At 62.0% G+C, this 11,220-nt stretch carries 12 protein-coding genes; 9 read left to right on the top strand and 3 right to left on the bottom strand.

Translation table 11 applies throughout. The features are described 5' to 3' along the window. Window positions 1-443 precede the first annotated feature (443 nt). The 9 genes from AC0L3H_RS32240 to AC0L3H_RS32280 all read left to right on the top strand — a co-directional run bounded on the left by AC0L3H_RS32240 (window position 444) and on the right by AC0L3H_RS32280 (window position 8,167). Window positions 444-830, top strand: coding sequence for a hypothetical protein (locus tag AC0L3H_RS32240; protein ID WP_473588172.1), 387 nt, complete (start codon window positions 444-446; stop codon window positions 828-830). A gap of 9 nt (window positions 831-839) precedes the next feature. Beyond that, window positions 840-1,496 carry an ABC transporter ATP-binding protein gene (locus AC0L3H_RS32245; RefSeq protein ID WP_473495667.1) on the top strand — a complete coding sequence of 219 codons (657 nt, stop codon included), beginning with the start codon at window positions 840-842 and terminating at the stop codon, window positions 1,494-1,496. Next, entirely contained in the window at window positions 1,493-3,892 is a 2,400-nt protein-coding gene (locus tag AC0L3H_RS32250) for an FtsX-like permease family protein (RefSeq protein WP_473588173.1), read from the top strand. Before AC0L3H_RS32245 ends, AC0L3H_RS32250 begins: the two co-directional genes overlap by 4 nt. Then, window positions 3,882-4,928, top strand: a complete 1,047-nt coding sequence (locus AC0L3H_RS32255) for a lipocalin-like domain-containing protein (RefSeq protein ID WP_287178888.1) — start codon at window positions 3,882-3,884, stop codon at window positions 4,926-4,928. Before AC0L3H_RS32250 ends, AC0L3H_RS32255 begins: the two co-directional genes overlap by 11 nt. A gap of 155 nt (window positions 4,929-5,083) precedes the next feature. Next, a complete protein-coding gene (locus AC0L3H_RS32260) occupies window positions 5,084-5,326 on the top strand; it encodes a hypothetical protein (RefSeq protein WP_473588174.1) in 243 nt (80 codons plus the stop codon). A gap of 272 nt (window positions 5,327-5,598) precedes the next feature. Then, window positions 5,599-5,895, top strand: a complete 297-nt coding sequence (locus AC0L3H_RS32265) for a PRC-barrel domain-containing protein (protein WP_473495663.1) — start codon at window positions 5,599-5,601, stop codon at window positions 5,893-5,895. A 353-nt stretch (window positions 5,896-6,248) separates the two neighbouring features. Further along, window positions 6,249-6,638, top strand: a complete 390-nt coding sequence (locus AC0L3H_RS32270; RefSeq protein WP_473495662.1) for a hypothetical protein — start codon at window positions 6,249-6,251, stop codon at window positions 6,636-6,638. A 22-nt stretch (window positions 6,639-6,660) separates the two neighbouring features. Beyond that, a complete protein-coding gene (locus AC0L3H_RS32275; protein ID WP_473495661.1) occupies window positions 6,661-7,410 on the top strand; it encodes a DUF982 domain-containing protein in 750 nt (249 codons plus the stop codon). Window positions 7,411-7,867: 457 nt separating this feature from the next. Further along, window positions 7,868-8,167: a DUF1236 domain-containing protein gene (locus AC0L3H_RS32280; protein ID WP_473495660.1), complete on the top strand. Its 300-nt coding sequence runs from the start codon at window positions 7,868-7,870 to the stop codon at window positions 8,165-8,167. A 629-nt stretch (window positions 8,168-8,796) separates the two neighbouring features. Here AC0L3H_RS32280 and AC0L3H_RS32285 read toward each other — a convergent pair. From AC0L3H_RS32285 to AC0L3H_RS32295, 3 genes are all read right to left on the bottom strand, one after another. Further along, entirely contained in the window at window positions 8,797-9,045 is a 249-nt protein-coding gene (locus AC0L3H_RS32285) for a hypothetical protein (RefSeq protein ID WP_473495659.1), read from the bottom strand. Between the two features lie 1,094 nt (window positions 9,046-10,139). After that, the gene (locus AC0L3H_RS32290; protein WP_473588176.1) at window positions 10,140-10,664 is read right to left on the bottom strand and encodes a recombinase family protein; all 525 of its coding nucleotides are present in this window, start codon (window positions 10,662-10,664) and stop codon (window positions 10,140-10,142) included. Then, window positions 10,547-10,828, bottom strand: a complete 282-nt coding sequence (locus AC0L3H_RS32295) for a recombinase family protein (RefSeq protein WP_473588175.1) — start codon at window positions 10,826-10,828, stop codon at window positions 10,547-10,549. The genes AC0L3H_RS32290 and AC0L3H_RS32295 overlap by 118 nt, the downstream gene beginning before the upstream one ends. Between the last annotated feature and the right edge of the window lie 392 nt (window positions 10,829-11,220).

Here is an 11,220-nt window from a genome sequence, read left to right on the forward strand (position 1 = left end):
GCCCGTCATGCTCTGCCGCCGCCGAACAACGCTCAATGCAGGCGCGACGACCGGTTCCTGATCTCTACCTCAACCGCAGGCGCCCTCCCGCGCAGCGGGTTCGTTCTCCGGCCCCTAATGCGACACATTTGGTTCTCGGCTCGGAAGGGTCGCTCTTGGCACAACTGAGCCCATGACGAACAGCGGATCCCAGCATGTGCGCGAAGGCATTATGGCGTGTTCGATGTTTGTTCGCCCAAAGTCGCGTTAGGTTGCATTGTGGAGTGCATAGCATCGTCGATCCGGTGGTTAAGCCGTGGGTCGAATCTCATCCTTCCCCAGACGCACGAACGATCTGTCACCGGCCTGCGAAAACGCCTTCGTGCTCTCCCTGTCCTGCCCTGTCTATTGGGTAGAACCCGCGAAGACTTTTCCAGACTATGCGGGGAGGCCGGAGTTCAGCGATGGCGGTTGAAAGAACATCACCCGCAGGGACATTCGTTAAGGTGGCCGCAGGCTCCCCGATGGCCCTCGCCTGGCCGGGAAAGACGCTCGCCGCGACGCCCGCCCCGCTGACGCGCACCATCCCTTCCACCGGCAAGGCGATTTCGGCGGTCGGGCTGGGCACCTGGATCACTTTCAAGGTTGGCGACGACCCGGTGCTGCGCGATGAATGCGCCGACGTGATCGCCGCCTTCTTCGAAGTGGGCGAGAAGACAAAGTCTGGTGGTTGGTTCTACGCGACAATTGTCGGCTTCCCGCTTGAAACCAGCTGCGGTCTTGCAGGGCAGCAGCGCTTCCTCTGGGGAATTATCAACTGCAGCGCTTTTCCTTTTCGCCACAGACTGTAGCTGTGGTGCATGCTGCTTTCGATCGAAGACCTGCTGAAATCCTATCCCGGCCCGGAAGGCCCGGTGCCGGTCCTGCGGGGCGTGACACTCTCGCTCGACGCCGGCGAGACGCTGGCGCTGACCGGGGAATCCGGTTCGGGCAAGAGCACGCTGCTCCACCTCGTGGCAGGACTGGACGCTGCCGACGGCGGGCGCATCGGGCTTGATGGGCAGGAGGTCACCGCGCTCGACGACAGTGGTCGCGCCCGGCTCAGGCGAAGCACGGTGGGCATCATCTTCCAGCAGTTCAACCTCATCCCCTCCCTGGACGTCGCCGCCAACATCGCCTTTCAGGCACGTCTGATCGGCACGCCGGAACCGCAGGAGCTTTCACGACTGGCCCACGCACTGGGCCTGGAGCCGCAACTGCGGAAATACCCCGAGCAGTTGTCCGGCGGCCAGCAGCAGCGCGTGGCGATCGCCCGCGCGCTCGCCGCGCGGCCGAAGCTGATCCTCGCGGATGAGCCGACCGGCAACCTCGACGAGGCGACGGCGGACGGGGTGATGGAGCAATTCCTCGCGCTCGTGGCGGAGACCGGCGCAGCGCTCCTGATGGTCACCCACTCCCCGCGTCTTGCAGCACGTCTCGGGCGCCGGGCGCATCTCAGCCAGGGCCGCCTTGCATGACCGGCGCTGTCCTCGAGGCACTGGCTTCGCACTGGCGACGCAACCGGCTTCAATTGCTGACGCTGGTGCTCGGCCTCGCGCTGGCGACGGCCCTATGGTCAGGCGTGCAGGCGATCAACGCCGAGGCACGCGCGAGCTATGATGCAGCCGCCGCTACGCTGGCCGAAGGCCGGTTCCACCAGCTGATGCCGCGCGAGGGGGATTCGATGCCCCAGGCGCTTTTCGTCGCGTTGCGCCGTGCCGGCTGGCTGGTCAGTCCGGTGGTGGAGGGAAGGCTGCGCGTCGGCGGCACCGCCGTGAGGCTGGTCGGCGTCGATCCGCTGACCGCGCCGCCGAGTTCCGCTGCAAGCGAAGCACTGGCCCGCACCGACCTCAACCGCTTCTTGCGCGCGGAAACGCTGGTCGCCGGCCCTGAAATGGCCGCGCTCCTTGAGGCGAACATGCCCAACCCGGTTCTGGTCGATCAGGCGGTCGCGCCGGGCAGCGTGCTCGCCGATATCGGCGTCGTCCAGAAGCTGCTTGGCCGCGCCGGGCGCATCAGCCGCCTGATCGTCCTGCCGGAGCAGCCCTTGCGGCAACAGCCGCTGGCGGATATCGCACCGGACCTCGTACTCCAGCGTGCGGACGGTGCGACCGATGTCGGCCGGCTCACCGACAGCTTCCATCTCAACCTCACGGCGTTTGGCTTCCTCAGCTTCGCGGTAGGCATCTTCATCGTCCACGGTGCGATCGGCCTTGCTTTCGAGCAGCGGCGTGGCGTGATCCGCACCCTGCGCGCCCTCGGCGTGCCGCTCCGCCGTCTGGTCGTCCTGATGATCGCCGAGCTTGTCGTGCTGGCGACGCTTGCCGGCGCGCTCGGCATCGCGCTCGGCTATCTCATCGCAGCGCTCCTGCTGCCGGACGTGGCCGCGACGATACGGGGCCTCTATGGCGCCGACGTTGCAGGCACGCTGCAGATCCGCCCGGCATGGTGGCTTTCGGGAATCGCCATGGCGCTCGCCGGCGCATTGCTCGCCGCCGCGAGCGCGTTGTGGCGGCTGGCGCGGATGCCAGTCGTTGCGAGCGCCGGCGGCCGCGCCTGGGCGCTGGGCTCGGGACGGACGCGAACGCTCCAGGCCGCAGCCGCGGTCGTGCTGCTCGCGGCGGCGGGCGTGCTGGCCGTCACTGGGGGCGGGCTGGCCGCCGGCTTCGCGCTGCTTGCCTGTCTACTGCTCGGCGCAGCACTTGCACTGCCGCCTTGCCTGGCGGCAATCCTTCGTCTTGGCGAAGCACAAGCCGTTCGCGCCATGGCGCAATGGTTCTGGGCCGATACGCGTCAGCAACTGCCCGGCCTCGGGCTTGCACTGATGGCCCTGCTGCTAGCCATGGCTGCGAATGTCGGTGTTTCCACCATGGTCTCGAGCTTCCGCCTGACCTTTGTCGGCTTCCTCGACCAGCGCCTGTCAGCCGAACTGTACGTCGATGCGGACGCGGTCGCGGACCGGGCGGCTCTGGAACGTTTTCTCGAGGCGCACGCTGACGCCGTGCTGCCGATCATGTCGGTCGAAGCGACGCTCGCCGGCTTGCCGGCCGAGATTTTCGGGGTGCGTGTCGGCTACACCTACCGCGAAAACTGGCGCTTCCTCGACGCAATCCCCGCCGTCTGGGACGAGATCGAAGCGGGCAGGGCGGTCGTAATCAACGAGCAGCTCTCGCGCCGCGCCGCGCTGCACGTCGGTCACACGCTGGCGCTCGGCCCCGGGCTGTCGCTGCCGGTCGCGGGCGTCGTCGGCGATTACGGAAATCCCATCGGCCAGGCCATCGTCGGCGAGGCGCTGTTTCGCCAGACGTTCCCGGCCATCGAGCCGAGCCGCTATGGCGTTCGCACCGGCAATCCTCAGGGCCTGCGCCGGGCGCTCACGGAGGCGTTCGACGTTCCACCCGCGCGCATCATCGACCAGGCGGCGATCAAGGCGTTCTCGCTGTCGGTGTTCGAGCGCACCTTCTCCGTGACTGATGCGCTGAACGTGCTGACGCTGGCGGTTGCCGCGTTTGCAATCCTGATGAGCCTGCTCACGCTGGCGGCGATGCGACTGCCGCAGATGGCGCCCGTATGGGCGATGGGGACCACCCAGCGCCGGCTTGCCGGGCTAGAAATCCTGCGTACCATCCTGCTTGCCTCGATCACGGCCGTGTTGGCCTTGCCGCTGGGCCTGGCGCTCGCCTGGGTCTTGCTTGCCATTGTCAATGTCGAGGCGTTCGGCTGGCGCCTGCCGATGTACCTGTTTCCAGTCGAATACATCCGCCTGATGCTCTTCGCGCTCGCCGCCGCGCTGCTCGCCGCGCTCTGGCCAGCGTGGCGGCTGTCGCGCATGGAGCCGACCGGGCTGCTGAGGATATTCGCCAATGAACGCTAGGGCGCTTATTTTCCTGCTGCTGGGTGTCGGCAATGCCTTCGCCCAAGGCTTTGCCGGGCTCGGCACAGACGCCGAAGGCTTCGCCGTTCCGGAACCGGGCAAACGATTCGAGTTCCCGCAGGATCATGGAGCCCATCCGGACTACCGGATCGAGTGGTGGTATCTGACCGCGAACCTCACCGGGCCCGACGGCGCGGACTACGGCCTGCAATGGACGCTGTTCCGCTCGGCGCTCGCGCCGGGCGAGGCCGAGGGATGGGAGAGCCCGCAGGTGTGGTTCGGCCATGCCGCTGTGACCAGCGCCGCGACCCACCTCTCCACGGAGCGTTTCGCGCGCGGCGGCATCGGCCAGGCGGGTGTGATTGCCAAGCCCTTCGCGGCCTGGATCGACGCCTGGCAGATGGAGGGCGACAGCCTGGACCGACTTCAGCTCAGCGCGACCGGCAATGACTTCGCCTACGACATCGCGATGCATGCCGAAGGCCCGCTCGTCTTCCACGGCGCCGGCGGCTACTCGGTCAAGTCGGCGAAAGGACAGGCGAGCTACTACTATTCCCAGCCCTTTTTCTCAGTTGAGGGAAAGATTAGTCTGCCGGAAGGTGAGATCCGGGTGCGCGGCACCGCGTGGCTCGATCGCGAATGGTCGTCGCAGCCGCTGGCGGACGACCAAAACGGTTGGGATTGGTTCTCGCTTTCCTTTGACACAGGCGAGAAGCTGATGGGTTTCCGCCTGCGCGATGCCGCTGACAGCGGCTTCACCTCCGCCACCTGGATCGCGGCGGACGGTGCCGTGACGCCCTACGGCGACGGCAAGCTCGTTGCGACCCCGCTGGAGACGAGCTGGGTAGAGGGGCGCGAAATTCCTACGCGCTGGCGTCTCGTCTTGCCCGACCGTGCGCTCGACGTCACCGTCGGCGCGCTCAACTCTCAGGCATGGATGGGTCTCAGCATCCCCTATTGGGAAGGTCCGGTGCGGGTGGCCGGCACACACCCTGGCAAGGGCTATCTTGAGATGACGGGCTACCAGCGACGATGACCGTGGACCCCGGCTGTGCCTGCGCGTCAGATCGTCATGAACAACTCCCGGGATAATCGGCTCATAGGTCGAGACAAGCTGTTCGAAACGCTCACGGGGGGATAGGCGAATGAGCATTCGTTCCGGACCTTAAAAGGAGACTGGTATGGATTGTCTTGGCCCATTATTCGACGGAGCTTGTGGGGCTTCGCATCGCGCTCATGGCAATTGCGTCAATCATTGCTGAGCAATCGGATGACCCAGATCGGGCATTGGCTGAAATGGAAGAGCGGGCACTGTCCACGTTCGATCATATGGAGATCGATTTTTCCGATTTCGATGGGGACATCGCTGTTGCCAAGTCTCACATGCGGTCGTCGCTGGCGTCTCTCTTTTCTGGGATATCGCTCGGCGGCTAACCCGCCATGAAAGCGATATACGCGACCGGCGTCCCGGCCGGCGGGATCGGCCGCAGATCCTTCATGACCAACTCGACGCGTCATCTAGGAGCGGCACGCCATAGTAGCTGCTCGACGCCTTGTCTCGCTCCGTCCCCATGCAGGGACGAGATTGGTCAGGCTGTCGCGAAACAGCGTAATGACGTTCGCCACGGCCTATCCTTTGAATAATCGTTCGGAACGGTTGGCCGTGCCGGGGGTTACCTCAGACCAAATGAGAGGAGACCCCACAGATGGACCACACCAATCACGTACGGCTTACGAAGGCTGAACTGCGCGCTGACTTGCTAGAAGGAGCGACCATCTACGGTCGCGATGATGAGGAAATCAGTTCCGTCGACCACGTGCATGGAACCGGAGACCAGGCCCAGGTCGTCTTCGATGTTGGCGGGTTCCTCGGCATTGGCTCAAAGCGCGTCGCGCTATATGCGAGCCAGCTCGATTTCATGCGGGACGAAGACGGCACCGTGCATGCCCTCACGCAAATGACCACCGACCAGTTGAAGCAGCTGCCCGAGCACATTGACTGACGTCAGCAGCCTAACCGTCAGACATTGTCGAGCGTGAAGGTCGACCCCAGCGCCAGTTCGTTCAGAGCATGGCGAAGGCATCGACCTGGTCGTCAAACTGTCCATTCGGAAACGAGCAGACCTCGTCGAGGAATGTCTTGTTCCACCGGCCTCGCAAGAGCTTTGCGTTGCCGGCTTCCGCTTGGGCCGATGCCGGTTTCGCCCGCGTGGCCGCAACTGGTCACCAACATTGTTGCTGATCAACAATCCCTGCCGCCTTTTCTAAGGGCCTTGCCCGTGGCGCCAATCCAACGAGGGCCGCATTGGAGGTAGTAGGCCGCGTCAACAGGGTGACTGGCCGCCGAGAAGGTGGGGTGATCGGGCTCACCACAGTTCAGAGCGACTATGTTGCCCGAGCCCGCGATAAACTGCTTTCGGGCGAGCCCGACCAGTTGCGGGCCTATCTGAATCGGAAGCGACGCGACAAACGTTTCGACCGCACGATCACAGCTGCGACCCGAGATGGTAAACCAATCCCTACCAACCTGGTGGCGCGGATCATTGGCCGATATTCCGACAGCCTTTTGAAGCTTCGCGTCGACACGATTGGACTGCACGAGACGTTTGCCACGCTTGGAGCTTCGAAAGACATCGCATTTCAGCAGGCGATCGCCAAGGCTCGCATCTGGCATGAGCCCTCTGATGGTTGCCATTCAACAGGGTTCTCAGATCGCGACAATCTATGGGCCAAGCTGTCTGGGTAAGGCGCTTGCGGAGACAGGCCGGATGGCAGCTGCCACGGCCGTGCGCTTTGCCCCGCTCGTGGCAGTTCTGGCTGCCGGCTACGGGGCGTACAAGCTACTTCAGCAATATTCAGCTGAGGCAGCCGTTGCTATTGATTCAGCGACCGCAGCTCTTGCGGCTCAAGCCGCGCCTCTCAGCGAAGTGAAATCCGGAATTATCGAACTGGTGAGCCTGCAAGGGGAACATATGGCCGGAAGTTCGGGACGTGCAGTATGGTCTTGGTTCCCTCTTAAGATTGCTGCCGGTCGGGCGATGCTCCGATCAGCCCGCGCCATCCCCTCCGTGAGGCGCGGGGTTCTCCGTTCAGGGGAACCGAACGATCAAGGCCTCTTCGGACGTGCCATTTCAGCCTCGATCGTATCTGACAGCGGCGCTCTGAATTCACAACGATGCAACCACTCCCGTGTCTTCGCGTTTAGCCGCCTTCAATCCTGGCGAGCGACAAAGATGCCCACGTTCATTCCGATTACAATTTACCTGAATCACAAGCCGATAGTGGTCGCGTCGATACCCGAAGCTGCGAAAGCGCTTCAGCAACCATGGCCATTCATGGACAAGCCGTCCCGACTTGAAGCAATTCGAATGATCGAGGAATGCCTGGCCGGACACTGCACCCAACAAGCCGCGTTCGATGCCTTCAAGGCGGCCGCAAGTGAACAGGGGCTTCTTAAGCGAAGGCCTCCAAGCGCAGGCCTCAGGCAATTCGACGGGATTGCCGAAGACCTGATGTGAGGTGATGCTGCCTCGCGACCCTAAATCGCTGACCACCCGCCAAATCGAGGAATGGCGGGTGGTCTTTTATCGGCGCAGGAAGGGACGTAGCTGCGCAGATCTCAATTTCGTTTTTTCGGCCTCAACAGCCAATGTCCCCTAGCTAACGACTATTACAATCGCCAGGAACGTGATGGAAACGGCGAAGACCGGAGCGAGTAACCAGCGGGCTTGGTGGACACTATTCTCCATCGACGTTCTCCCAGTGAACTCGCAGCGAGCAACGACTGTACGCAAAGGCGGTTCCGGGTGGCGCGCCTTGCCCGGCTGATACCGCGAAACAGGTCAGACTTAGGTCCTGCCGCGCCTCAGACCAAAGCCCAGCAAAAGGAACATTTGCAACAGCATGAGGTTTGGGGAGCCTGGCGCGCGAAGACGCGTTCAGCGGACCAAAGCTCACATAAAGGAGGCACCACTTATGAGAATGCGTCTTTCCACTGCAGCCGCGGGACTTCTGCTGCTGGCAAGTATCGGCGTCGCTGCCGCTCAGGACGTCATCATCGAGCCTGAACAGGAGACGGTCATCAGGGAATACGTGAAAAAGCAGCCGCTCGCATCGGTGAACCTCCCTGGAGTGGAGCTCAATATCGGCTCAACCCTACCCGAGACGGTCGAGCTCCATGAAGTCCCCGACACCAAATACCGCACCGTTGTCGTCGACAACCGGACCGTGGTCGTTGATCCGGGCACGCGCAAGATCATCAAAATCATCGAATGACCTAAGCGACTGAGAGGACAACCCGCCGTGCCGAAAGGTGCGGCGGCTTTTTTGTTGTGTCTGGAGACTGGCGACAATGGTTCGGGTCGGCAACAAAAGCGCTGTCCCGTCGGGTCGAGGATAACCGATGCAGGAAAGGCAAGGTTTAACTGATAAAGAAAAGCACGACAGACAGGAGCGCACGTCGGATGCTGCACGGGCATTAACAGACATTGAGCGCGTGGCACGAGAAGCAAAGACAGCTCGGCTGCGGGAGCAACGACTGAAGGCCGAAACTGCTCTTCCTACTGCATCGGCACCGAAACCGAAGAGGGATTGGAAGACCAAGAAGTCGTAGCTCCGAGCACCCCTCCAATCAGGCGCGGTTCTCTCCGCAGGCCGCGCCGGGTTCAATTTCGACGGCCGAAAGGTCGAGCGTGGATTATGGTGCGGGATTTTGAGCGGTTGATTAATTGCTCAGAGTAGGCGTCTGCAGCAATGCGATCCAACAGCTTACGGGATTCCAGTATCAGGCGGCGGGTATCGTTTATCGTCTGGCGAAGATCATCGATATCTGCGCGCGCGACTCTCATTCAATCGAGCGGCTTCCATTTCAAAATTGTCCCATATGGATAGCACAGTGGATGCTCCTAAGCGTCCGGCGACTTCAGCCGGTTTTTCAGTAGCCGAGCTTCCCGAAGTAGTGATGCCCGATCGGTGCCAATCAACTCGATCAGCTCGCGCGCTTGAGCTTCAGTTATTCCGGCTTCCTTGGCGAGGAACTGCGCCTGGAAATCCATCATTCGGTCGCGGTCGGACTTTTCTTCCTCGCCATGGTGAGCCTTTTCAGCCCTTAGATTGAACCGGAACGCCAGGCGGGAGGGTTTTGTTGCGATCAATGGCTCGAAACTTTCCAGGCATTTTCCGCTTTCTCTGGAACACATGCTTGAGATGAAAGTTCGGGAAGTGCAGCAATCTTGTTCCTCCCAACGATGGGCTGCAGATCGGCGATGCACCGATCCGCCCGCGTCCTTTCCTCATGGGGCGCGGGCTTTCAGTTCACAAACGATCGAGGTTGATGTTCTGCTGACTCGGCATGATGAAGCACCTGGCCGAGATCGCGCATGTCGAAGTCCTGCCGACACACTGGACAATGCTCGAAATGCTGCGCCTCGGGCTTGATCGGCCGGTCGTGGTCCTTGCCTCGATATCGAGTGCGTTCGTCCGAAAGCGCAGAAGCCGACACTTCCCTATTTTGCCTCTTAAAACCCTGCGAGGGCACCCGCACTGTCATATCGGGCCCGGCGGGATGCTCTTCCGGCCTGTTGAAAGCGTGAAGCGGCCTCTTCTACTTCTCCCACTCTACTTCTCCCACATTGAGGTAAATACTGCGTGTCGCTGCCGAGCGTCATCAACGTGAATATGGCCATTCGTTCGGAGGGTGCGCCACCTTCGCCTCAGTCTACAAGAGAGATACACCGGCAGTGTTCGGTAGGTGTTCGTGCGGCTATCAGAGAGTTTCGATAGCCTCATGCGCCGTCGCTGACCTCGGATGTACAGGCGGCGACGGACCTACCCGGCCATCGCCATTCCAACCGCTATGCCGGGAACAATAGCGAGGCCGGCAACGAGATGGCCAGCCAGATTGAGGGCACGTACGGAAGACAAAGGTCTGAACGGACGCGCCAGATCATCGACTGGGTGGGAATCGCCGGTTTTGTCGTTCTGTTCGGTGGGCCATTCTTGACCGCAACAACGCTTCCCGGCCAAAGACCTAGTGGCAGAAGCCTGACGGAAGGTACCAAACACCAGAGGCGGTGTCCGGCATCCATTCCGCTGACCAGCCCTGCCTGCGGAGTCGCTGCCAGCTGTAGTCGCACATATTCCTTTGACGAGGGGAATCGGATGTTCTGAGTCGTCGTGTGGATGGTCACCCCTTGGCTAATCCCCAATAGAGATTGTCGAAAGTACGGCAACTGCTAGTTACTCCCGCCTATAAAAGTTGGTTCGCAGAAGCTTGCCGCCCCAAAATGTTGCGCACGTTCGACACCTGCCATCGGTCATTGCGCGCTGTTCGAACGCCGCGGCTGTTCAGGGCGATGGCCAGGCCACGCAGGCTGGTGATGCCGGACCGTTGGATAGAGGCGATGATCGGCAGCACGGTCTGGGCAAATCGATCAGCCTCCCGGATCGAGATCTTCCGACCTCTCGCTGCAGCTTCCGCTGTGTTGGTCGGATTGCCGAGCTTCATGCCGGTCGTCTTGCGAGAGGCGAGGGCGGCTTTGGTTCGCTCCGAGATCAATCGACGCTCCTTCTCGGCCAAAGCGGCGTAAAGGTGAAGCATAAACGGATCGGCATCGGCGCCAAGTTCGGCGACGATAAACGGGACCCGCTGGACCATCAGTCCGGCAACGAAGGCGACATCTCGCGACAGGCGGTCGAGCTTGGCCACGACGACCGGGCATTTTGTCTGGCGGGCCAGGGCGAGGGCGGCGGCAAGTTGCGGACGGCGATCCAGGCGTCCGAGCCCTTGCCGGTTTCGACCTCGGTGAACTCCTGGATGATGGCAATTCCCTCGGCTTCAGCAAAGCGGGCGACCGCGGCACGCTGGGCCTCAATGCCGAGACCTGATCGTCCTTGCCGCTGTGTGGAGACCCGATAGTAGGCGACCGCGCTCGTCATGGTGCTGTTTCCGGGGTGTTCAAACTGCAAACCACCGTTTGCAGTGTGCTCACAAGACACGGTTCAGCAAGTTCTTTCCAGGAATTAGGCTTCAGCAGCAACGCGGTTGAGCTGGAGCGCCGCCTATATGCGCAGACTTGTTGGAAGGCACTTCATGAGGGCGCCGAGTTTTCGCCTCCAGTGCAGATAACCATCCTTTGTCAGCATGTTGCTTCCTTATCGCGCCCGCCACAGAGGCGCAGCCGCCGCGGATGCAGCTACTTCCAATTGGTATGAGCACGCCCCTAAGTCTGCGGCCAGAACGCAATCTCGCGGCAAACGTTCACGTCAGTGTGGATTACAGGTGCGGCTGTGCAGGCCCTATCGAGCTCGGCCCTAGCCAAGCTAGCTGC

The organism is Mesorhizobium sp. WSM4816, from assembly GCF_055811535.1.